Below are 21,731 nucleotides of genomic sequence, written 5' to 3'. Positions count from 1 at the left end.
GGCCGCCACCTTCGGGCGCGGCCGGAAACGCAGGCCAATTCGCCGCTCAGGCGGTCTGCATCGCCCCGAGAATGCGCACCCAGGACTCGGTGCCGCGCTGGAAACTTTCCAGGTCGTATTTCTCGTTCGGTGAGTGCAGCCCGTCGTCATCGCGACTGAAGCCGATCAGGACGCTGTCCATGCCGAGGATCTCGCGGAAATGCCCGGCGATGGGGATCGACCCGCCGCCGCCCACGAAAACCGCCTCGTTCGGCCAGGCCTCGCTCAGCGCCTTGCGCGAGATTTCGAAAGCGGGCTCGTCGGTGGGCATCACCGTCGCGCGGGACGCGCCGCCGGGGCGGAAGTCGAGCTTGACGTCCACGGGCAGGCGCTGGCGCAGGAAGTCCTCGAAGTTCTTCAGGATAGCATGGGGGTCCTGCCGCCCGACCAGGCGGAAGCTGACCTTGGCCGACGCTTCCGAGGGCAGCACCGTCTTGAAGCCCGCGCCGGTGTAGCCGCCCCAGATGCCGTTCACCTCTGCCGTCGGGCGCGCCCAGATCTGTTCGAGGATGCTGTAGTCCTTTTCGCCCGCCGGTTCGCTCAGATCGACCGAGCCGAGCAATGCCGCGCCGTCGAAATCCAGCGTGTCCCAGGCCGCCTTGATCGCGTTCGGAACCGGATCGACCCCGTCGTAGAAATCCGGGATCGTTACGCGCCCATGTTCGTCATGCATCGCCGCGATCAGGTTGGAGAGCACCCGGATCGGGTTCATCGCAGGGCCGCCGAAAAAGCCCGAGTGCAGGTCGCGATCCGCCCCGCGCACCGTGAATTCGCAGGAGGCGAGGCCGCGAAGCATGGTGCAGATCGCCGGGGTCTTCGCATCGAACAGCCCGGTGTCGCAGATATGGGCGATGTCGGCGGACAGTTCCTCGCGGTTTTCCTCGAGGAACGGCACGAGTGAGGGCGAGCCGGATTCCTCCTCGCCCTCGAACAGCAGGGTCAGGTTGCCGGGCAGGGTGCCATGCACCGCCTTCCAGGCGCGGAACGCCTCGACGAAAGTCATCAGCTGCCCCTTGTCGTCGGCGGTGCCGCGCCCGCGGATCACCTTGACACCGTTTTGCTCCTCGATCGCGGGATCGAACGGGTCGCGGTGCCACAGGTTCAGCGGGTCCACCGGCTGCACGTCATAATGACCGTAGAACAGCATGTGCGGCCCCTCGGCCCGATGATGGGCGACGACCATCGGGTGCCCGGGCGTGGGGCGCTTGCTGGCCTCGAAGCCGATCTCCGTCAGTTGCGCGACCAGCCAGTCGGCGGCCGCATCGCAATCCTTGGCAAAGGCCGGATCGGTGGAAATGGAGGGGATCCGAAGGAAGGAAAACAGCCGCTCCAGCGCCGCCTCCCGCTCGGATTCGACGTTCGCGATCACCTGTTCAACGGACATGCTGCCCCTCCTTCTGCGATGTATTTGCGTTCATGACCTGCCAAAGGCCGTCTGAACTGTCCAGTTGATTCACATCAACGCACGCATGGGCAGCGGCCCTAGGCTGGCTGCGCGTGCTCAAAAGAAAGGGAGTGAGCAGATGTACAAGAATATCCTGATCCCCGTCGATATCCTGCACCCGGAGGTGGCCGAGAAGATCCTCGCGCGGGCCAAGGCCTTGGCCGATTCCGGCGCAAGGATTACAGCTGTTCACGCGGTCACAAGCATTCCCACCTATGCCGAGACTTACGTGCCCGTCGACATTCGCAAGAACCGCGAAAAGGCGCAGCACGAAGAGCTTGAAAAATTCCTGGAGAAGGCCGGCCTCGACGCGGAGGCGCTGATCGTGACCGGCGCGCCGCATATCGCCATCCTGGAGGTCATCGACGACATGAAGCCGGACCTCGTGATCATCGGCTCACACCAGCCGGGGCTTGCGGACTACTTCCTCGGCTCCACCGCCGCGCGGGTGGTGCGCCACGCGAAATGCTCGGTTCTGGTGGAGCGCTAGACCCCTCCCGGCCAGCGGCGGGGGACAGGGCGTTCAGCCCCGCCAGATCCAGCCGCCGCCCAGGATGCGCGTCGTATCCGGCGCATAGAAGACGCATGCCTGTCCGGGCGCCACGCCCTCCTCGGGGGCGAGCAGTTCGACGCGCGCCGTGTCCGGCCCGGTCGGAAAGATCCGCGCGGGTTTCGACGGGCGGGTCGAGCGGACCTTCACCTCGACATCCCAGCCCCCGGCCGGGGCGTCGGTGAAATCGGCGTCGCCGAGCCAGTTGATCTCGCGCACCGGGATATTGGCCGTCGCCAGCGCCTCTTTCGGGCCGACGATCACGTGGCGCGCCTCCGCGTCGAGGCGCACGACATACAGCGGCTCTCCGCCGCCGATGCCAAGGCCGCGGCGCTGGCCGATCGTGTAGTGGATGACGCCCTTGTGCTGGCCCAGAACGCGGCCGTCCATGTGCAGGATGTCGCCCGGATCCGCCGCGCCGGGGCGCAGTTTCTCGATCACCGCCGCGTAGGATCCGTTGGGCACGAAGCAGATGTCCTGGCTGTCCGGCTTGTCGGCCACCACCAGCCCGAACTCATGGGCGAGGGCGCGCGTCTCCGCCTTGGAGGCGAGGTGCCCCAGGGGGAAGCGCAGGTAGTCGAGCTGTTCCTGCTTGGTGGAAAACAGGAAATAGCTCTGATCCCGGTCTGGATCGGCGGCGCGGTGCAGCTCTGCCTTCTGCGCACCCATGTGGCGCTGAATGTAATGCCCGGTGGCCATGCAATCCGCATCCAGGTCCTTGGCGGTTTCAAGAAGGTCACGGAACTTGACCCGCTCGTTGCAGCGGATGCACGGAACAGGCGTCGCCCCCGCGAGGTAGGCGTCGGCGAACTCGTCGATCACGCTTTCGCGGAAGCGGTTCTCATAATCCAGAACGTAGTGCGGAAAGCCCATTTCCTCGGCCACGCGGCGGGCGTCGTGGATGTCGCGCCCCGCGCAGCAAGCACCTTTCTTGGCCAGCGCCGCGCCGTGGTCATAAAGCTGCAGGGTGATTCCCACCACGTCGTAACCCTCGCGCGCCAGCATCGCGGCGACGACCGAACTGTCCACGCCGCCGGACATCGCGACCAGCACGCGGGTCTGCGATTCAGGCTTGTCGAAACCAAGCGAATTGAGGCGGGGCGCGGCGCGCTGATCCAGCGCAACCGGGGAAGAAGGGGTCATTGTTCGGGCTCCGGAAGAATGGGGGGAATATAGTAAAACTGTACACACATACAACCCGGCCACTTCACCGCTGATTAAGCCACTGACCATAAACCTCTGCACGGGTGAGTAGAGGAGAGTGAAGTCATGTTTATCAGGCGGGAAAAGGGCCCGGTTTATGTGATCCTACCGGATGGAACCAAGCTGACACGCTCGGACCTGCCGGACCGGGCGACCCGGCGCTGGGTCGCGCGGCGCAAGGCCGTGGTGGTGTCCGCGGTCACCAGCGGGCTGATCACGGAAGACGAAGCGTGTGAGATGTACGGGCTTTCCAGCGAGGAACTGCACAGCTGGCGGATCGCCATGGAAACCCACGGGGCACGGGCACTGCGCGCCACAACCATACAGAAATATAGGCAATTTTAAGTTCTATTGCAGGTTGTGAAGGTGGTTGGTAATATCCAGTTAACCATTGGGGGTTAGAAAATTTGGAAAGAAACCCTTTAGGTGGCGGAGCATCAACATGCGCGTGTTACTCGTAGAAGACGATCCCACGACATCGAAAAGCGTCGAAATGATGCTGACCAGTGCAAACCTCAACGTCTATGCAACAGACTTGGGGGAAGAGGGGATCGATCTGGCCCGGCTGTACGACTACGACCTCATCATCCTTGATCTGAACCTGCCGGACATGACCGGCCATGAAGTATTGCGTCAACTGCGGCTCTCCAAGATCGAAACCCCGATCCTGATCCTGTCCGGGCTGGACGATACGGAAAACAAGATCAAGGGCTTCGGTTTCGGGGCCGATGACTACATGACCAAACCCTTCCACCGCGAGGAACTGGTCGCGCGCATCCACGCCATCGTCCGCCGCTCGAAAGGGCATGCGCAGTCGATCATCGTGACCGGCCCGGTCGCCGTGAACCTGGACGCGAAAACGGTGGAGGTTGACGGCGCGCCGGTCCACCTGACGGGCAAGGAATACCAGATGCTGGAACTGCTGTCCCTGCGCAAGGGCACGACGCTGACCAAGGAGATGTTCCTCAACCACCTCTACGGCGGCATGGATGAGCCCGAGCTGAAGATCATCGACGTGTTCATCTGCAAGCTGCGCAAGAAGATTTCCGAGGCGACCGGCGGCGACAGTTTCATCGAAACCGTCTGGGGCCGGGGATATGTGCTGCGCGATCCCGCCCCGGTGGAGGCGGAACTGCCCATGCAACGCATCGCGCTCGGCGCCTGACGTTTTTCGCACTGGATAAACGTCCGGCCACCGCATAAATCTTTCCCGCATACGTTGGGGAGTGTTCGGTGGCCGACGCAAAAGATGACACGAAAGACCCGGAACAGCTGACACGGGAAGAGGCAGCCGCCGAACTCGCGACGCTGGCCGAAAAGCTGAACGCGGCGAACCTGGCCTATCACGGCGCCGATGCGCCTGAGATCACGGACGCCGAGTACGATGCGTTGAAGCTGCGTAACCTTGCCATCGAAGCGGCCTTTCCGGACCTGAAACGCGACGACAGCCCCAGTGAGCAGGTCGGCGCGGCGCCCGCGCAAGGCTTTGCGAAGGTGACGCATTCGCAACGGATGCTGTCGCTGGGCAACGCCTTCTCCGACGAGGATGTGAGCGAGTTCGATCAGCGGATTCGCCGCTACCTCGGCTTGGATGCCGATGCCATGCTCGACTTCACCGCCGAGCCGAAGATCGACGGGCTGTCCCTGTCGCTGCGCTATGAAAACGGCACGCTCGTCACCGCCGCCACCCGGGGCGACGGCCAGGTGGGTGAGAACGTCACCGCCAACGCCCGCACGATCGACGATATCCCGGAAACGCTTTCCCACGCGCCCGAGGTGCTGGAAGTGCGGGGCGAGGTCTATATGTCCCACGCCGATTTCGCCGCGCTGAACGCGCGCCAGGAATCCTCGGGGGGAAAGACTTTCGCCAACCCGCGCAACGCGGCGGCAGGCTCACTGCGCCAGCTCGATCCGACGATCACCGCCAGCCGCCCGCTGCGGTTCTTCGCCTATTCCTGGGGCACCCTGTCCGAGCCGATCGGCGATACCCAGTTGGAATGCCTCGACAAGCTCGGCGCGCTCGGCTTTTCGACCAACCCGCTGACCCGGCTCTGTCGCTCCGTCGCGGAGATGATCGCCCACTACCGCGAGATCGAGCAGACCCGCGCGACGCTCGGCTATGACATCGACGGCGTCGTCTACAAGGTCAACGACCTGGCGCTGCAAGCCCGGCTCGGCTTCCGCTCCACCACGCCGCGATGGGCGATTGCCCACAAGTTCCCCGCCGAAGTCGGCGTCACACGGCTGGAAGCCATCGAGATCCAGGTCGGGCGCACCGGGGCTCTTTCCCCGGTGGCGCGCCTGACCCCGGTCACGGTCGGGGGCGTCGTCGTGTCGAACGCGACGCTGCACAACGCCGACTACATCGCCGGGCGCGACAGCACCGGCAAGCCGATCCGCGACGGGCGCGACCTGCGCGTCGGCGACTGGGTCACCGTGTATCGCGCTGGCGACGTCATTCCGAAGGTGAAGGACGTGGACCTCAGCCGCCGCCCCGACGACGCGGAACCCTATGTCTTTCCCGAAACCTGCCCGATCTGCGGCTCGGACGTCATCCGCGAGGAGGGCGAGGCCGTCGCCTATTGCACCGGAGCCTTGATCTGTCCCGCGCAACAGGTTGAAAAGCTGAAGCATTTCGTCTCCCGCGCGGCTTTCGACATCGACGGGCTGGGGGCGAAACAGGTCGAGAATTTCTACCGCTTCGGCTGGCTGCGCCAACCGGCCGACATCTTCACCCTGCGCGCGCGCGACGCGGCGGGGGAAAAGCTGCTGCTGTCCGCCGAAGATATCCTCGAGACGGCGACGGAGGCGGAACAGACCCGGCTTGCCGAAGACCTGGGCCTTGACGCCTATGACGAGGGGCAAGCGCTGGCGGCCCTTGCCGCGCGCAGCCAGACCCCCCTGGCCGAGCAGAAGGGCTGGGGCGCGAAATCCGCGGAAAACCTGTTCACCGCGATCGAGGCGCGCCGGACGATCCCGCTCAACCGTCTTATTTTCGGGCTTGGAATCCGCCATGTCGGTGAAACCAGCGCCGCGCTTCTGGCGCGCAGTTACGGCACATGGGCGGCGTTCCAGGGCGACATGCAAGCCGCCCGCGATCACGACGGCCCGGCCTGGGATACACTGAACGCCATCGACGGGGTCGGCGGCGTCATGGCCGGCGCGCTGGTCGATTTCTTCCACGAGGAAACGACGCGCGCCGCGCTCGATCGCTTGCTGGCCGAGCTGGTGGTGGAGGCCGTCGCCCCCCCCGAAACCGACGGGTCGCCCGTCGCGGGCAAGACCGTGGTGTTCACCGGCAGCCTCGAGACGATGACTCGTGCGGAGGCGAAGGCCACGGCGGAAGCGCGCGGCGCGAAAGTGGCCGGCTCGGTGTCGGCCAAGACCGATATCGTCGTCGCCGGCCCCGGCGCGGGATCGAAGCTCGCCAAGGCGGAGGCCCTGGGCCTTAGCGTGATGAGCGAAGAGGAATGGCGTGCGTTCCTTGGTTGATCCCGGCGGTGCTCTCGTGGTCATGCTGTTCGCATGACGGCCGCGCATCCGCCCCATCGCCCGGAAATCCTGTTCCCGCTGTTCGGTGAACTGACGAAGTTACCGGGCATCGGCCCGAAATCCGCTGACCTGCTTGAGCGGATGCAGATCACCCGGCCGCGCGACCTGTGCTTCACGCTGCCCAATGCCGTGATCGACCGGACCCGGCGCGCCACGATCACCGGCGCGCCGCTGCCCGGCGTGGTCACGGTGGAGGTGACGGTCGGCCTGCACCAGCCGCCCCAGCGCAAGGGCCGCCCCTATCGCATCTTCGTCACCGACAGCGCGACGGAGTTCGAGCTGGTCTTCTTCCACGCGCGCGAGGATTGGCTGCGCCGGCAGCTACCCTCGGGTGAGCGTCGGCTGATCTCCGGGCGGGTGGAAATCTTCGACGGGCGCGCGCAGATGGCGCACCCCGACTACATCCTGAGTGTGGACGAGGCGGAAACACTACCCGCGTTCGAGCCGGTCTATCCCCTGACGCAGGGGCTGACGCAAAAGGCGATCAGCAAGGCCGCCGCCGCCGCCGTTGCCCTTGCGCCGGAGCTTTCGGAATGGATCGATCCGACGCTTCTCGCTCGCGAGGGGTGGCCCGCATGGCGGGATGCGGTGGTTTCCGCGCATGAACCTCAGGACACGGCGGCGCTGTCGCTTCAGGACAAGGCGCGCCGGCGCCTGGCCTATGACGAGGTGTTCGTGCACCAGGTGACCCTGGCGCTGGCGCGCGCGACCGCGCGCCGCCGCAAGGGCCGCGCGACGGTCGGCACCGGGGCGTTGCAGGAGAAGGTGCGCGCCGCCTTGCCCTACAGCGCGACGGGCGCACAGGACCGGGCGGTGGCCGATATCACCGCCGACATGGCCGCGACACGGCGCATGAACCGCCTGTTGCAGGGCGATGTCGGCTCGGGAAAGACGCTGGTTGCGCTGCTCGCCATGCTCGCGGCGGTGGAGGCGGGCGGGCAGGCGGCGCTGATGGCCCCGACCGAGATCCTGGCCCGCCAGCATCACGAGGCGCTGGCCCCGCTGGCCGCGGATGCGGGCGTGCGCGTCGCCCTTCTGACCGGGCGCGACAAGGGGGCCGACCGGGCCCGGAAGCTGAGCGCGCTGGCGGCGGGGCAGGTCGACATCCTGCTCGGCACCCACGCGCTGTTCCAGGGCGACGTCCTGTTCCATGACCTGCGCCTTGCGATCGTGGACGAACAGCACCGCTTCGGCGTGCGCCAGCGCATGGACCTCAGCGCCAAGGGGGCGCTGGTGGACCTGCTGGTCATGACCGCGACGCCGATCCCGCGCTCGCTGGCGCTGTCGCAATATGGCGACATGGACCTGTCGGTGCTGGACGAGAAGCCCCCCGGGCGCAAGCCGGTGGACACGGCGCTGATTTCCGCCGAGCGGCTGGACGCGGTGGTCGCACGCCTGCGCGCCGCGGTGGCCGCGGGGCGGCGGGCCTACTGGGTCTGTCCGCTGGTCGAGGAATCCGAAGTCATCAGCGCCACCGCGGCAGAGGCGCGATTCAAGACCCTGCGCGCGGCCCTGGGCGACGCGGCGGTCGGGATGGTGCACGGCCAGATGCCCCCCGCCGAGAAGGATGCCGCGATGGCCGATTTCGTCGCCGGGCGCACGCAGGTGCTGGTGGCGACCACCGTGATCGAGGTCGGGGTGAACGTGCCCGAAGCCTCCATCATGGTGATCGAAGGGGCCGAGGGGTTCGGCCTGGCCCAGTTGCACCAGTTGCGTGGTCGCGTCGGGCGCGGGGCGGAAAAATCGACCTGCCTCCTGATGTACTCCAGCCCGCTGACCCCCGGCGCGCAAGCCCGGCTTGAGATCATGCGCGAAACCGAAGACGGCTTTCGCATCGCCGAGGAAGACCTGCGCCTGCGTGGCGCGGGCGATGTCCTGGGGGTGGCGCAATCGGGCTTGCCGCGCTTCAGGATCGCGGATCTCGAACGCCAGGCGGACCTGATGGCGACCGCTCAGAACGACGCGCGCGCCTATCTGTCCCATGACCCGGACCTGAGCGCGCCACGGGGCAAGGCGATCCGCACTGCGCTCTACCTGATGGAGGCGGATCGCGCGATCCGGCTGCTGTCGGTGGGCTAGGGGCCCGGGTAAGTCCTTGTATTCACGGCGAGTCTCACTTTGTTCTCAAATGTTCTCCTAAAGTTCTTGACGAAAGATTAAGAACAGGAGAACATAACGCTAACACGAGAGCGAAAGGACCTGCCATGACACCGCATCCGATCAAGACTCCGAGCCGTTTCGGCGCCCTTCTTGGCGACGCGATCGGACTGGCCGCGATCTGTGTGATGGTCCTTGTGGGTCTGAGTGTTCCCGGTCTCGGTTGAGTTGCCTGCGGACCGTCTGCGCGAAACGGGTCGTACTGCCTGACGACCCCCTCTTATACCCGCTCCTGCCTGCGGGTGCGCTTTTCCAGATGTGACGCCACCTACGCGCCGCGCCCCTTGGGTCGCGGCGCTTTTTTGTTGCTCAGGCGGCCGCTTCCAGCGCCTTGTCGAAGGCATCCAGCGTCGCGTCGAGCGTCAGCATGATGGACGCGTGGCGGTTCTTGTAATCGCGCGCGGGCTCCAGCACCTCGAACCCGTCGAAGGGCGCATCCGGCACCGGTCCGCCGGATTTCAGCATCGCTTTCAGCTGGTCGCGGCCACGGGCCACCTCGTCCCGGGTCAGGCCGATGATGACCGCGCCGGAAATCGCCGCCGAGGCCTGGCCAAGCGCGCAGGCCTTCACGTCCTGCGCGTATTCCGAAATCCGCCCGTCCTTCAGCGACAGCGCCACCGACACGGTGGAGCCGCAGAGCGGAGAGCGTTTCTTAGCCTCGGCCTGCGGCAAGGCAAGCGGGGCCTGGTGCGGGATATCGGCGGACAACGCCAGTATCCGCTGCGAATAAAGCTTGATCAGATCCGCTTCGCCGCTCATCGCCGCCCCCGGTTTTCCTCGACACATTTGCGGTATATGTAGTGCCTTCTGGCAGAAACGAAAAGGCAGGGCCGAGGGATGCAGCGCTTCGACGCAGACACACTGAAATGGACCGACGCGGGCCTTCTTCCGGCCATCGCGCAGGACCACCAGACCGGCGAGGTGCTGATGATGGCGTGGATGAACCGCGCCAGCTTGGCCGAGACGCTGGGCAGCGGGCAGGTCACCTATTGGTCACGCTCGCGCCAGGAATTGTGGCGCAAGGGGGCGACGTCGGGCCATGTGCAGAAGTTGGTGCGGCTGTCGGTCGATTGCGACCGGGATTGCCTGTTGCTGCAGGTCGACCAGTCCGGCCCGGCCTGTCACACCAACCGGCGCAGCTGCTTTTACACCGATATCGTCGACGGGCAGGAGCGGATCACCTCGGACCCGCTATAGGCCGACCATCGCGCGGATGTCCGCCGGTGTCTTGCCTGCCTCGCGGTAAAGGCGCAGGGCGCGCGCGTCGTCGCGTTTTGCAAGGCGTTTGCCTTGTTCGTCGCGGATCAGCCGATGGTGGTGATAGACGGGCGTCGGCAGGCCGAGCAGGGTCTGGAGGACCACGTGGATCGCCGTCGCCTCGAACAGGTCCTCGCCGCGCACGACGCAGGTAATTTCTTGCGCGCCGTCATCGACCACGACCGAAAGGTGGTAGGACGTGCCCATGCCCCTGCGCGCCAGCACCACGTCCCCGACCCCGGCGATCAGCTGGTCCCGGTCGAGCGGGACAGCGCCGCGATGGCGCGCGCCGGTTTCCCGAAACCCGAGGCGATCCACCTTGCCAAGCGCCTTCGCCATGTCGAGCCGCAGGGCCACCCCTTCGGGCATCGTGCCGGGGCGCGGCAGGGCGCGGCAGGTTCCGGGATAGACCAGCCCGTCGGGCCCCTGCACGGGCGCGCCTTCCTGCGGGGCGCTGGCGGCGGCGGCAATGTCGCGCCGGTTGCAGTTGCACGGATACAGCAGCCCCTGCGCCCAGAGCGTGGCAAGCGCGGCGTCATAGGCCGCCTGCCGGTCCGACTGGCGCATCACCGGCTCGGGCCAGCTGAGGCCGAGCCAGTGCAGGTCTTCCAGGATCAGCGCCTCCCACTCGGGGCGGGCGCGGGATCGGTCGATATCCTCGATCCTGAGCAGGAACCGCCCCCCTGCCGCGCGCGCCATGTCATGGGCCAGCAGGGCCGAGTAGGCATGGCCAAGATGCAGCGGCCCCGTGGGTGAGGGCGCAAATCGCGTGATCATTCGCCTCAGTTCTTTTCCAGAACGTAGACCGTGGAATTCAGGTCTATCTTCGGCAGATGCGGTCCGTACTCGCGAAACAGCAGCGTTGCGTAGCCGGAGTCGAGGCTTTCGTTCAGCCGCCCCTCGTAACTGCCATCGGCCATCGCGTGATCGTTCAGCGAGAACACGACCAGCCCGCCGCGCGGCAGCTTGGCGAGGATCTGGTCCAGCACCTCCGCCGGGCCGTGGCCCGGATTGAGCACGCCAATGGCCGAGATCAACGTGTAGGCGCCATCCTTGAACTGCAGGGGCAGGCTCAGATCCGTTTTGAACAACGTTCTGTAAGCCCCTGTTTCTTCAGCCTTCTTGAGCATCTCGTCCGAGAAGTCGCACCCGTCGATCGTGGTGAATCCGGCGTCCGCCAGCGCGTCGCCCGAAATCCCCGTGCCGCATCCGATATCCAGCAGCGGCGCCGAGCGGTCGATGGCGTGCGCCCTTAGCGCCGCCGCTGCGCGCGCGGGGGTGGCGTAGCCGTTGGCGTCCACCTCTTCGTCGTAAGTGTCCGCCCATTCGTCGTACAGCGCGCGGGTCTCCTCGCCGCCGTCGACGTCGTAAACCTTGTCGAGAAACGTTTTCACTACAGTCATATACCCCTCCAGCCCCAAGGATAACGGGGTGAGGGCGGGGCGTCTAGGCGGCCAGCCAGGCGGTGTAGTCCTGCTTCGCGCGCTCGGTGTAGGCGCGGTAGCGTTCCTTGCGGCCACGCCGCCCGCCGCGCACGTCCGCCAGCGGCGGGAACAGCCCGAAGTTCACGTTCATCGGCTGGAAGGTCTTGGCTTCCGCGCCGCCGGTGATGTGGGTGATCAGCGCGCCCATGGCCGTGGTGTTGGGCGGCGGGGGCAGGGCCTGGCCCTTCGCCTGTGCCGCGGCCATGCGCCCGGCGAGCAGCCCCATCGCGGCGCTTTCGACGTATCCCTCCACCCCGGTGATCTGCCCGGCAAAACGCAGGTCGGGGCGCGATTTCAGGCGCATCCCCTCGTCCAGCAGCAAGGGAGAGTTGAGGAAGGTGTTGCGGTGGATCCCGCCAAGCCGCGCGAAGACCGCGTCCTCCAACCCCGGGATCAGGCGCAGCACGCTGGCCTGGGCGCCGTATTTCATCTTGGTCTGGAAGCCGACGATATTATACAGCGTTCCCAATGCGTTATCGCGGCGAAGTTGCACGATCGCATGGGGTTTCGTCTGCGGATCATGGGGGTTGGTCAGCCCCACCGGCTTCATCGGGCCAAAGCGCAGGGTTTCGCGCCCGCGCGAGGCCATCACCTCGATCGGCAGGCAGCCCTCGAAATAGGGGGTGTCCGTTTCGCCTTCCTTGAAGGCGGCAGTTTCGGCGGCGAGGATCGCGTCGATGAAGGCGGTGTAATCCGCCTCGCTCATCGGGCAGTTGAGGTAGGCGGTCCTGTCCTCCTCCGTCTCGCCCTTGTCGTAGCGGGACTGGAACCACGCCTTGGTCATGTCGATGCTGTCGGCGTGAACGATGGGGGCGATGGCGTCGAAGAAGGCCAGCGCATCCTCGCCCGTTTCGGCCCGGATCGCTTCCGCCAGCGCGGGCGAGGTCAGCGGCCCGGTCGCGATGATCGTGTTGCCCCATTCCGCCGGGGGCAGGCCCGAAATCTCGGCCCGGTCGATGGTGACCAGCGGGTGCGCCTCAAGCCGCGCGGTGACATCGGCGGAAAACGCGTGTCGGTCCACCGCCAGCGCGCCGCCGGCGGGCAGCTGGTGGGCGTCGGCCATTTCCATGATCAGCCCGTTCGCCGCGCGCATTTCCCAATGCAGCAGGCCGACGGCGTTGTTTTCATGGTCGTCCGAGCGGAACGAGTTCGAGCAGACCAGTTCAGCCAACGAGTCGGTCTGATGCGCGAAGGTGCCGGTGACGGGGCGCATTTCGTGCAGGATGACGGGCACGCCGGCTTCTGCCGCCTGCCATGCCGCCTCGGATCCGGCCATGCCGCCGCCGATGATGTGAATTGGGTGTGTCATGGCGCTGATCTAAGCGCTTTCGCGGGCGGAGGGAAGGGGGCGAACCGCCCCCTGTCCCCTTACTCTTCGCCGCTGGCCGGATCTTCGATCACGGCATCGCCGGAGCCGTCTTCGTCCGCCTGGTCGGCGATCCACGCGACGGAGGTGACCTCTTCCCCCTTGGCGGTGTTGAAGACGCGCACGCCACCGGCCCCGCGCGAGCGGAACGAGATCCCCGAGACGGGGCAGCGGATCGACTGCCCGGTCGAGGTGATGAGCATGATCTGGTCGTCCATCTCCACCGGGAAGGCCGCGACCAGGTCCCCGCCGCGCATGGGTTTGTCCATCGCCGCGACGCCCTGACCGCCACGGCCGCGCACCGGGTAGTCATGGCTGGAGGACAGTTTGCCAGACCCGCCGGCGGTGATCGTCAGGATCAGGTCCTCTGCCGCCGACATCTCGGCGTAACGGCCCGGTTCCAGCGCCACGTCTGCCACGGCCTCTTCACTGTCGGCATCCGCGCCCTCGTCATCCGCACCGGCCACGGCGCGGCGCTGCTTGAGGTAGGCGGCGCGTTCTTCGGAGGTGGCCTCGAAGTGGCGGATCACCGCCATGGAGACGACGCGGTCGCCTTCGGCCAGCCGCACGCCGCGCACGCCGGTGCTGTCGCGGCCCTTGAACACGCGCACATCCGTGACCCGGAAGCGGATCGCCTTGCCGAGTGCAGTCACGAGCATGACGTCGTCACCCTCGTTGCAGATCCGCGCGTTCACCAGCGCGACGCCTTCGGGCAGCTTCATCGCGATCTTGCCGTTGGACTTCACGTTGGTGAAATCGCTCAGCGCGTTGCGGCGCACGGTGCCTTCGGAGGTGGCGAAGAAGATGTTGAGATCTTCCCATTCCTCCTCGGGGCGGTCCACGGGCATGATCGCGGCGATCGAGACGCCCTGCGGGATAGGCAGGATGTTCACCACCGCCTTGCCGCGCGAGTTGCGCCCGCCCAGCGGCAGACGCCAGGTCTTCAGCTTGTAGACCATGCCGTCGGTGGTGAAGAACAGCAGCGCGGTATGCGTGTTGGCCACGAACAGCCGCGTCACCAGGTCCTCGTCCTTCATGGACATGCCCTGCGTGCCCTTGCCGCCGCGCTTCTGCTCGCGGTACTCCGACAGGGCGGTGCGCTTGATGTAGCCGGAGTGGGTCACGGTCACGACCATGTCCTCGGGCTCGATCAGGTCCTCATCCTCGAAATCCGAGGCGGCCTCGGTGATCTCGGTGCGGCGGGGAACGGCGAAAAGCTCTTTCACTTCCGTCAGTTCGGCGGCGATGATGCCCATGATCCGCTCACGCGAGCGCAGGATATCCAGGTAGTCGGTGATCTTGGCGGCCAGGGCCTGCAACTCGTCCGTGACTTCCGCGACGCCCAGTTGCGTCAGGCGTTGCAGGCGAAGGTCCAGGATCGCGCGGGCCTGCGTCTCGGACAGGTAGTAGGTGCCGTCGTCGTTGATCGTGTGCGAGGGGTCGTCCACCAGCGCGATGTACTCGGCGATCGCCTCGGCCGGCCAGCGCCGGGTCATCAGCTTTTCGCGCGCCTCGGCCGCGTCGGCACTGGCGCGGATGGTCGCCACCACCTCGTCCACGTTTTCCACCGCAACGGCCAGGCCGCAGAGCACATGCGCGCGTTCCCGCGCCTTGCGCAGCTCGTACGCGGTGCGGCGCGCGACCACGTCTTCGCGGAAGTCGAGGAAGGCGGTCAGAAAGCGGCGCAGCGTCAGCTGCTCGGGCCGCCCGCCGTTCAGCGCCAGCATGTTGCACCCGAAGGAGGTTTGCAGCGGCGTGAAGCGGAACAGCTGGTTCAACACGATTTCCGCCGTGGCGTCGCGCTTCAGCTCGACCACGACACGCACGCCGAAACGGTCGGATTCGTCCTGGACGTGGGCGATGCCCTCGACCTTCTTGTCGCGGGCGAGTTCGGCGATCTTTTCCACCAGCGTGGCTTTGTTCACCTGGTAGGGGATCTCGGTCACGACGATGGCGTAGCGGTCCTTGCGGATCTCCTCGATCGCGGTGCGGGCGCGCAGCAGGACGGAGCCGCGCCCTTCGAGGTAGGCTTTGCGCGCGCCGGTCCGGCCCAGCATGATGCCCCCGGTGGGGAAATCGGGGCCGGGAATGTAGTCCATCAACTGTTCGGACGTCAGGTCGGGCGTTTCGATCAGCGCCAGCGTGGCGTCCACCACTTCCCCGAGGTTGTGGGGCGGGATGTTGGTGGCCATGCCCACGGCGATACCGCCCGCGCCGTTGACCAGCATGTTCGGGAAGCGCGCCGGCAGGACGACGGGTTCCTGGTCCTTGCCGTCGTAGTTGTCCTGGAAGTCGACGGTTTCCTTGTCGATATCCGCGAGCAGGTAGTCGGCGGGCTTGTCCATGCGCACCTCGGTGTAGCGCATGGCGGCGGCGGAATCGCCGTCCATCGAGCCGAAGTTGCCCTGGCCGTCCAGAAGCGGCAGCGACATGGAGAAGTCCTGCGCCATGCGCACCAGCGCGTCGTAGATCGCGCTGTCGCCATGGGGGTGGTACTTGCCCATCACGTCGCCCACGGGGCGGGCGGACTTGCGGTAGGGCTTGTCGGCCGTGTTGTTGGTTTCGCCCATCGCGTAGAGGATCCGGCGGTGGACCGGTTTCAGCCCGTCGCGCAGGTCCGGGATGGCGCGCGAGATGATCACGCTCATCGCGTATTCGAGGAAGGAGGATTCCATCTCCTTCTCGATCGTGATGGTGGGGCCGTCGTAGGCGGGCCGCGCAGGCGGCTTTCCGTTTTCAGGCTGGCCGTTATCGGGCTGCCCGTTCTCCGGCTGATCGTCTTCGGGCGTATCTTCGCTGCTCATATCCTGTCCTCTGCGGGGTTCGGGCCGCTAGATATTGTTGTGGGCAACTCTAGCGGCCGGGCAGGGTAAGCGCAACGCAAGACGGTGCGCTTTGCGCAGAATCCGCCGCCCCGCCGGCGGTTCCGCGGCGCGCCTTGCGGCGCATTCCTTCTGGCACTTCGTGCGATTGGGGCGCTGCCCCAAACCCCGGGATATTTCGGGGACTTTGGAAGCGATCAGAACGGGATGTCGTCATCCATGTCCGAGGGCGGGCCCGAGGGGGCCGGCGCGCCGCCGCCCGAACCGCCGCCATAGCCGCCACCACCGTAGCCGCCACCGCCGCCCTGGCCACCGCCCTGGCCGCCGGGGGAGTCGAGGAAGGTCATTTCCCCGGCGAAGGGACGCAGCACGACTTCGGTGCTGTAGCGATCCTGGCCGGACTGGTCCTGCCACTTGCGGGTTTCGAGCTTGCCCTCGAGGTAGACCTTGGAGCCCTTGCGCAGGTATTGCTGGGCGAGGTCGGCGAGCTTCTCGTTGAAGATGGCCACGGTGTGCCATTCCGTGCGCTCGCGGTTTTCGCCGGTATTGCGGTCGCGCCAGCGCTCGGACGTGGCGACGCGCAGGTTGCACACCTTGCCGCCGTTCTGAAAGGTGCGCACCTCGGGGTCTGCCCCGAGGTTGCCGATGAGAATGACCTTGTTCACGCTGCCAGCCATTGTGGCGTCCTCCGCTCGAATCTGTGACGTTGCGCGGACCTTACGGTTTTGCCGGGGCGGTGCCAACCGAGGTTCCGACACCGCGGGGGTGGGTTGGGCCGGATTTTCCGTTGGGCGCGACAGGCGTGACCCGTGGCGATTTTTCGGCTAGAAGCCGGGGTCAGTCTTTGCGTATTCGAGGAAGTCATGCGTTTTCTGCTTTTCGTTTCGGGGATGGCGGCCATTGCGCTGGCCGATGCGTCACAGGGTCCGGCGGTGGCAGGGCCTTTGGGCGGGACGCCGTCGTTGTCGTCCTACGACCAGTCGCTGATCCGGCGGCCCGTCAAGGGGCGGTTGAAGAACGTGCCGCGCACGCCGACGATCCTGAAGGAGGAGCCGGAGCCCGCCGGTGTCTCGTTGGAGAGTTATCGCCCCGGCCTGTTCCCGACGGCCCGAAGCGTGCGCACCGACAGCCCACATGCCCCCGCCGCGCGGACCGCGGCGCAGCGCCATGGGGTGCCGGTCAGCCTGTTCCTCGCCCTCGTCCACCAGGAGAGCGGGTGGAACCCCAAGGCGGTGTCCCACAAGGGGGCGATCGGCCTGGCGCAGTTGATGCCGGGCACGGCGCGCGCGCTTGGGGTCGATCCGCGCGATCCGGGGCAGAACCTGGACGGCGGGGCGCGCTACCTGGCGACGCAGTACCGCAAGTTCCGCTCCTGGCGGCTGGCGCTGGCGGCCTATAACGCCGGCCCCGAGGCGGTGGAGCGTTACAACGGCGTGCCCCCCTACCGTGAGACGCGCAACTACGTGGCGGCGATCCTGGGCCAGTAGGCCCATCGCCGGCAGCGGCGCGCCCGGAATTTCCTGCCTTTCCCGGGGCCTCCGCGCCGGTTTTCCGAAGCGCGCCGCCCCGCCACGGGGACATTGCATATTTTCACGTTTTGTTCTTTACTTCGACGGGTGGGAATCCCGGCGCCAACAGCTATGTAATGCGCTTGAGGCGAGGAGCAGGGTATGGCTGAGCTTAAGTACATCGAAATCCGCGGTGCGCGGGAACACAACCTGAAGTCCATCGACGTGGATATTCCGCGCGACAAGCTGGTCGTGATCACGGGCCTGTCGGGCTCGGGCAAGTCCTCGCTGGCGTTCGACACGATCTACGCGGAAGGGCAGCGGCGCTACGTCGAATCGCTCTCGGCCTATGCCCGGCAGTTCCTGGACATGATGCAGAAGCCGGACGTGGACCATATCTCTGGCCTGAGCCCGGCGATTTCGATCGAGCAGAAGACGACCAGCAAGAACCCGCGTTCGACCGTCGGCACGGTGACGGAGATCTACGACTACCTGCGCCTTCTGTTCGCGCGCGTCGGCACACCCTATTCCCCCGCCACCGGACTGCCGATCGAGGCGCAGCAGGTGCAGGACATGGTGGACCGGGTCATGGCGATGCCGGAGGGCACGCGCGCCTACCTGCTCGCGCCGATCATCCGGGACCGCAAGGGCGAGTATCGCAAGGAATTCCAGGAGCTTGCGAAGCAAGGCTTTCAGCGGGTCAAGGTCGACGGGACGTTTCACGAGCTGGACAACCCGCCGGTGCTGGACAAGAAGTTCCGCCACAATATCGATGTCGTCGTCGACCGCATCGTGATCAAGGACGGGTTGGAGACGCGGCTGGCGGACAGTTTCCGCACCGCGCTGGACCTGGCCGACGGCATCGCGATCCTGGAAACCGCCGTGAAAGAGGGGGAGGAGCCGGAGCGCTTCACCTTCTCGGAGAATTTCGCCTGTCCGGTCAGCGGCTTCACGATCCCGGAGATCGAGCCGCGGCTGTTTTCCTTCAACGCGCCCTTCGGCGCCTGCCCGGACTGTGACGGGCTGGGGGTGGAGCTGTTCTTCGACGAACGCCTCGTGGTGCCGGACGAAAACATCAGCCTGATGGGCGGCGCGCTGGCACCCTGGGCGAAGTCGAAATCCCCCTATTTCCGCCAGACCATCGAGTCGCTGGCGAAGCACTACGGGTTCGATCCCAAGGCGCGCTGGCGCGACCTTCCCGAGGATATCCAGAAGCTGATGCTGCACGGATCATCGGGCGAGAAGATCAAGTTCCGCTATGACGAGGGGGGCCGCGTCTACGAGGTGGCGCGCCCCTTCGAAGGCGTGATTCCGAACATGGAGCGGCGCTACCGCGAGACGGACAGCGCCTGGGTGCGCGAGGAATTCGAGCGTTTCCAAAACAATCGCCCTTGCGGCTCCTGCGACGGGTATCGTCTGCGGCCCGAAGCGCTTGCGGTCAGGATCGCCGGCAAGCACGTGGGCCACGCGGTCGAACTGTCCATCAAGGAGGTGCTGGACTGGATCCAGGGCGTGCCCGACGACCTGTCCAACCAGAAGAACGAAATCGCCCGTGCTATCCTTAAGGAAATCCGCGAACGTCTTGGTTTCCTTGCTAATGTCGGATTGGACTACCTGACGCTCAGCCGCAACGCGGGCACATTGTCGGGGGGCGAGAGCCAGCGGATCCGGCTGGCCAGCCAGATCGGCTCGGGGCTGACGGGGGTGCTTTACGTGCTGGACGAACCCTCCATCGGGTTGCACCAGCGTGACAACGACCGGCTGCTGACGACGCTGAAGAACCTGCGCGACCAGGGCAACACCGTGATCGTCGTGGAGCATGACGAGGAGGCGGTGCGCGAGGCGGACTACGTGCTCGACATCGGCCCCGGCGCGGGGGTGCACGGCGGCGAGGTCATCGCGCGGGGCACCCCTGCGGACATCATGGCGACGGAGGCGTCGATCACCGGCGACTACCTGGCCGGGCGGCGCGAGATCCCGATTCCCCCCGAGCGGCGCACGGGCAATGGCAAATCCCTCATCGTGGAAGGGGCCAGCGGCAACAACCTTCAGGACGTGACGGCGGACTTCCCGCTGGGCACCTTTACCTGCGTCACCGGCGTGTCGGGCGGGGGCAAGTCCACGCTGACGATCGAAACCCTGTTCAAGACCGCCTCCATGCGGTTGAACGGGGCGCGGCAGACACCCGCACCCTGCACGACGATCAAGGGGCTCGAGCACCTGGACAAGGTGATTGACATCGACCAGCGCCCCATCGGGCGCACGCCCCGGTCCAACCCGGCCACCTATACCGGGGCCTTCACCCCGATCCGCGACTGGTTCGCTGGCCTGCCCGAAGCGAAGGCGCGCGGCTACAAGCCGGGGCGCTTCAGCTTCAACGTCAAGGGCGGGCGCTGCGAGGCCTGCCAGGGCGACGGCGTCATCAAGATCGAGATGCACTTCCTGCCCGACGTCTATGTCACTTGCGAGACCTGCCAAGGCAAACGCTACAACCGCGAAACGCTGGAAATCCTGTTCAAGGGCAAGAGCATCGCCGACGTTCTGGACATGACGGTCGAGGACGCGGAGGAGTTCTTCAAGGCGGTGCCCGCGATTCGCGAAAAGATGACCGCGCTGATGCGGGTCGGCCTCGGCTACATCAAGGTCGGCCAGCAGGCGACGACCCTGTCGGGCGGCGAGGCGCAGCGCGTCAAGCTGTCAAAGGAGCTGGCCAAACGCTCCACCGGGCGCACGCTGTATATCCTGGATGAGCCGACGACAGGGCTGCACTTCGAGGATGTGAAGAAGCTGCTGGAGGTCCTGCACGAGCTCGTCGACCAGGGAAATTCGGTCGTCGTGATCGAACACAACCTGGATGTGATCAAGACCGCCGACCACATCATCGACATCGGCCCCGAAGGGGGCGACGGAGGTGGCAGGATTGTGGCATTCGGGACACCCGAAGACGTGGCCGGATCGAAGGATAGCCATACAGGTCAATACCTTAAGCCGCTTCTGCGGGCGCGCAGGATTGCGGCCGAGTAACGAAAATTAAGCGTGTCATGGCCCGATTGTTGCCGCACCCGGCCAATAGCCTTAGCTCAACGAAACAGTAAACGAGTGAGGCGCCGTCATGAACCGGTCATCAAAAGTCCAGGGCACGAGCAAAACCGAGCAAATCCTTTCCATCGTCTTCGTGCTTTGCGCGTTCGCGGCCGGCTTCCTTGTGATGCACAAGGACGAGATCATGAATGGAGAGATCGACCAGGTCATCGCCTCCTACATCTCCTCCGACAAGGGGGACGCGGCGGCCGAATAGGCCGCCTGGTTCCGCAATAGCGGGTTTTCGATCCGGGCTGCAGCGTTCTAGAGGGGGCGGTGCAGCCCTTTTTCGTCGCCGATGGTTATCGGCGCCCCTTGGCGGGCCTGCGAGGGGCCAGCCCCTCGCGCTCCCCGGAGTATTTCGGGAGTAAAGTGGGGGTGGTTAGTCCCCGTGACCGCGGGCCGCCAGTCTTGGCAGCATGGCGGAGAAGTCCTTGCCGCGCCCGCCCTCGGTTTCCACGAAGGTTTCGTAGAGGCGGGCCGCATGGGCGCCGAGCGGGGTGTCCGCCTCGGACGCCGCGGCGGCGGCCTGGGCGAGGCGCAGATCCTTCAGCATCAGTTCCGCGGCAAAACCGGGCTTGTAGTCGTTGTCCGCCGGGCTTTTCGGCCCGACGCCGGGGGCGGGGCAGTAGGTGTTGACCGACCAGCAGGAGCCGGAGGAGGTGGAGACCACGTCGAACATCTTTTGCGCGTCGAGGTTCAGCTTTTCAGCCAGGGCGAACGCCTCGCACACGCCGATCATGGAGATGCCGAGGATCATGTTGTTGCAGATCTTGGCCGCCTGGCCCGCACCGGCGGGCCCGCAGTGGACCGCCTTTTGCCCCATGATGTCGAACAGGGGCGCGGCTTTGGCGAAGGCCGCATCGCTGCCGCCCGCCATGAAGGTGAGGGTGCCGCCCTGTGCGCCTCCGATGCCGCCCGACACGGGGGCGTCGACGAAGCCGATCCCGGCTGCCGCGGCTTGTTCGGCGACAGCGCGTGCGCTTTCTACATCGACGGTGGAGCAGTCGACCAGGGTGGCCCCGGGCTTCATCGCGGGAAGGATTTCGGCCGCGACGCGTCGCAGGATCGGCCCGTCGGGCAGCATGGTGATCACCACGTCGCGTCCGGCTGCTGCCTCCGCCCCGCTGGCGGCGAGGGCGACGCCCTCGGCCGTCGCGCCGGCGACGTCGAAACCGGTGACGTTGTGACCCGCCGCGGCGAGATTTGCGGCCATGGGCGCGCCCATGTTGCCAAGTCCGATGAAGCCGATGTCCATGGAAAACGTC

The 21,731-nt window shown here is 66.1% G+C and carries 18 protein-coding genes; 9 read left to right on the top strand and 9 right to left on the bottom strand.

Going from position 1 to position 21,731, the window contains the following annotated elements; all coding sequences use genetic code 11:
• Positions 1 to 46: 46 nt before the first annotated feature.
• Positions 47 to 1,423 (bottom strand): dipeptidase, encoded by a 1,377-nt coding sequence (locus DJ029_RS11710; RefSeq protein ID WP_112322660.1) that lies wholly within the window; start codon positions 1,421 to 1,423, stop codon positions 47 to 49.
• A 139-nt stretch (positions 1,424 to 1,562) separates the two neighbouring features.
• Between DJ029_RS11710 and DJ029_RS11705 the strand changes: the two genes are divergently transcribed.
• Complete coding sequence (locus DJ029_RS11705) at positions 1,563 to 1,973, top strand: universal stress protein (RefSeq protein WP_157966353.1); 411 nt, start codon at positions 1,563 to 1,565, stop codon at positions 1,971 to 1,973.
• 33 nt (positions 1,974 to 2,006) lie between these two features.
• Here the strand turns inward: DJ029_RS11705 and mnmA are convergent, their stop codons facing one another.
• Positions 2,007 to 3,176: a tRNA 2-thiouridine(34) synthase MnmA gene (gene mnmA / locus DJ029_RS11700; RefSeq protein WP_112322658.1), complete on the bottom strand. Its 1,170-nt coding sequence runs from the start codon at positions 3,174 to 3,176 to the stop codon at positions 2,007 to 2,009.
• 126 nt (positions 3,177 to 3,302) lie between these two features.
• Here mnmA and sciP point away from each other — a divergent pair, with 126 nt between their 5' ends.
• The 4 genes from sciP to recG all read left to right on the top strand — a co-directional run bounded on the left by sciP (position 3,303) and on the right by recG (position 8,867).
• Positions 3,303 to 3,581, top strand: coding sequence for a CtrA inhibitor SciP (gene sciP, locus DJ029_RS11695; protein WP_112322657.1), 279 nt, complete (start codon positions 3,303 to 3,305; stop codon positions 3,579 to 3,581).
• A 97-nt stretch (positions 3,582 to 3,678) separates the two neighbouring features.
• Positions 3,679 to 4,401, top strand: a complete 723-nt coding sequence (ctrA, locus tag DJ029_RS11690) for a response regulator transcription factor CtrA (RefSeq protein WP_112322656.1) — start codon at positions 3,679 to 3,681, stop codon at positions 4,399 to 4,401.
• A gap of 68 nt (positions 4,402 to 4,469) precedes the next feature.
• A complete protein-coding gene (ligA, locus tag DJ029_RS11685; RefSeq protein WP_112322655.1) occupies positions 4,470 to 6,728 on the top strand; it encodes an NAD-dependent DNA ligase LigA in 2,259 nt (752 codons plus the stop codon).
• Positions 6,729 to 6,761: 33 nt separating this feature from the next.
• Positions 6,762 to 8,867: an ATP-dependent DNA helicase RecG gene (gene recG / locus DJ029_RS11680; RefSeq protein WP_112322654.1), complete on the top strand. Its 2,106-nt coding sequence runs from the start codon at positions 6,762 to 6,764 to the stop codon at positions 8,865 to 8,867.
• A 387-nt stretch (positions 8,868 to 9,254) separates the two neighbouring features.
• On the opposite strand, the gene DJ029_RS11675 is transcribed toward recG, so the two are convergent.
• Complete coding sequence (locus tag DJ029_RS11675; protein WP_112322653.1) at positions 9,255 to 9,704, bottom strand: iron-sulfur cluster assembly scaffold protein; 450 nt, start codon at positions 9,702 to 9,704, stop codon at positions 9,255 to 9,257.
• A 78-nt stretch (positions 9,705 to 9,782) separates the two neighbouring features.
• Here DJ029_RS11675 and hisI point away from each other — a divergent pair, with 78 nt between their 5' ends.
• The gene (hisI, locus tag DJ029_RS11670) at positions 9,783 to 10,142 is read left to right on the top strand and encodes a phosphoribosyl-AMP cyclohydrolase (protein ID WP_112322652.1); all 360 of its coding nucleotides are present in this window, start codon (positions 9,783 to 9,785) and stop codon (positions 10,140 to 10,142) included.
• Here the strand turns inward: hisI and gluQRS are convergent.
• The 5 genes from gluQRS to ssb all read right to left on the bottom strand — a co-directional run bounded on the left by gluQRS (position 10,137) and on the right by ssb (position 16,551).
• The gene (gluQRS, locus tag DJ029_RS11665; protein WP_112322651.1) at positions 10,137 to 10,979 is read right to left on the bottom strand and encodes a tRNA glutamyl-Q(34) synthetase GluQRS; all 843 of its coding nucleotides are present in this window, start codon (positions 10,977 to 10,979) and stop codon (positions 10,137 to 10,139) included. The genes hisI and gluQRS overlap by 6 nt on opposite strands.
• A 5-nt stretch (positions 10,980 to 10,984) precedes the next feature.
• Positions 10,985 to 11,605, bottom strand: a complete 621-nt coding sequence (locus DJ029_RS11660) for a class I SAM-dependent DNA methyltransferase (RefSeq protein ID WP_112322650.1) — start codon at positions 11,603 to 11,605, stop codon at positions 10,985 to 10,987.
• 43 nt (positions 11,606 to 11,648) lie between these two features.
• The gene (gene trmFO / locus DJ029_RS11655) at positions 11,649 to 12,995 is read right to left on the bottom strand and encodes a methylenetetrahydrofolate--tRNA-(uracil(54)-C(5))-methyltransferase (FADH(2)-oxidizing) TrmFO (RefSeq protein WP_112322649.1); all 1,347 of its coding nucleotides are present in this window, start codon (positions 12,993 to 12,995) and stop codon (positions 11,649 to 11,651) included.
• Positions 12,996 to 13,054: 59 nt separating this feature from the next.
• Complete coding sequence (gene gyrA, locus DJ029_RS11650) at positions 13,055 to 15,856, bottom strand: DNA gyrase subunit A (protein ID WP_112322648.1); 2,802 nt, start codon at positions 15,854 to 15,856, stop codon at positions 13,055 to 13,057.
• Between the two features lie 215 nt (positions 15,857 to 16,071).
• The gene (ssb, locus tag DJ029_RS11645; RefSeq protein ID WP_112322647.1) at positions 16,072 to 16,551 is read right to left on the bottom strand and encodes a single-stranded DNA-binding protein; all 480 of its coding nucleotides are present in this window, start codon (positions 16,549 to 16,551) and stop codon (positions 16,072 to 16,074) included.
• Between the two features lie 186 nt (positions 16,552 to 16,737).
• On the opposite strand from ssb, the gene DJ029_RS22115 reads away from it, so the two are divergent.
• From DJ029_RS22115 to DJ029_RS11630, 3 genes are all read left to right on the top strand, one after another.
• Entirely contained in the window at positions 16,738 to 17,361 is a 624-nt protein-coding gene (locus DJ029_RS22115; RefSeq protein WP_232823057.1) for a lytic transglycosylase domain-containing protein, read from the top strand.
• A gap of 183 nt (positions 17,362 to 17,544) precedes the next feature.
• Positions 17,545 to 20,406 carry an excinuclease ABC subunit UvrA gene (uvrA, locus tag DJ029_RS11635; RefSeq protein ID WP_112322646.1) on the top strand — a complete coding sequence of 954 codons (2,862 nt, stop codon included), beginning with the start codon at positions 17,545 to 17,547 and terminating at the stop codon, positions 20,404 to 20,406.
• Positions 20,407 to 20,494: 88 nt separating this feature from the next.
• Positions 20,495 to 20,680, top strand: coding sequence for a hypothetical protein (locus DJ029_RS11630; protein ID WP_112322645.1), 186 nt, complete (start codon positions 20,495 to 20,497; stop codon positions 20,678 to 20,680).
• A 165-nt stretch (positions 20,681 to 20,845) separates the two neighbouring features.
• On the opposite strand, the gene mmsB is transcribed toward DJ029_RS11630, so the two are convergent.
• Positions 20,846 to 21,721, bottom strand: a complete 876-nt coding sequence (mmsB, locus tag DJ029_RS11625) for a 3-hydroxyisobutyrate dehydrogenase (RefSeq protein ID WP_112322644.1) — start codon at positions 21,719 to 21,721, stop codon at positions 20,846 to 20,848.
• Positions 21,722 to 21,731: the final 10 nt, after the last annotated feature.

It is taken from the genome of Oceanibium sediminis (assembly GCF_003265325.1).
In the GTDB taxonomy this organism is placed as follows: domain Bacteria; phylum Pseudomonadota; class Alphaproteobacteria; order Rhodobacterales; family Rhodobacteraceae; genus Halovulum; species Halovulum sediminis.
This window is presented reverse-complemented; position numbering and strand designations above follow the sequence as displayed.

Coding starts and splice junctions, on each gene's coding strand:
- DJ029_RS11710 (WP_112322660.1), bottom strand. CDS start 1,423: ATGTCCGTTGAACAGGTGATCGCGAACGTCGAATCCGAGCGGGAGGCG.
- DJ029_RS11705 (WP_157966353.1), top strand. CDS start 1,563: ATGTACAAGAATATCCTGATCCCCGTCGATATCCTGCACCCGGAGGTG.
- mnmA (WP_112322658.1), bottom strand. CDS start 3,176: ATGACCCCTTCTTCCCCGGTTGCGCTGGATCAGCGCGCCGCGCCCCGC.
- sciP (WP_112322657.1), top strand. CDS start 3,303: ATGTTTATCAGGCGGGAAAAGGGCCCGGTTTATGTGATCCTACCGGAT.
- ctrA (WP_112322656.1), top strand. CDS start 3,679: ATGCGCGTGTTACTCGTAGAAGACGATCCCACGACATCGAAAAGCGTC.
- recG (WP_112322654.1), top strand. CDS start 6,762: ATGACGGCCGCGCATCCGCCCCATCGCCCGGAAATCCTGTTCCCGCTG.
- DJ029_RS11675 (WP_112322653.1), bottom strand. CDS start 9,704: ATGAGCGGCGAAGCGGATCTGATCAAGCTTTATTCGCAGCGGATACTG.
- hisI (WP_112322652.1), top strand. CDS start 9,783: ATGCAGCGCTTCGACGCAGACACACTGAAATGGACCGACGCGGGCCTT.
- gluQRS (WP_112322651.1), bottom strand. CDS start 10,979: ATGATCACGCGATTTGCGCCCTCACCCACGGGGCCGCTGCATCTTGGC.
- DJ029_RS11660 (WP_112322650.1), bottom strand. CDS start 11,605: ATGACTGTAGTGAAAACGTTTCTCGACAAGGTTTACGACGTCGACGGC.
- trmFO (WP_112322649.1), bottom strand. CDS start 12,995: ATGACACACCCAATTCACATCATCGGCGGCGGCATGGCCGGATCCGAG.
- gyrA (WP_112322648.1), bottom strand. CDS start 15,856: ATGAGCAGCGAAGATACGCCCGAAGACGATCAGCCGGAGAACGGGCAG.
- ssb (WP_112322647.1), bottom strand. CDS start 16,551: ATGGCTGGCAGCGTGAACAAGGTCATTCTCATCGGCAACCTCGGGGCA.
- DJ029_RS22115 (WP_232823057.1), top strand. CDS start 16,738: ATGCGTTTTCTGCTTTTCGTTTCGGGGATGGCGGCCATTGCGCTGGCC.
- uvrA (WP_112322646.1), top strand. CDS start 17,545: ATGGCTGAGCTTAAGTACATCGAAATCCGCGGTGCGCGGGAACACAAC.
- DJ029_RS11630 (WP_112322645.1), top strand. CDS start 20,495: ATGAACCGGTCATCAAAAGTCCAGGGCACGAGCAAAACCGAGCAAATC.
- mmsB (WP_112322644.1), bottom strand. CDS start 21,721: ATGGACATCGGCTTCATCGGACTTGGCAACATGGGCGCGCCCATGGCC.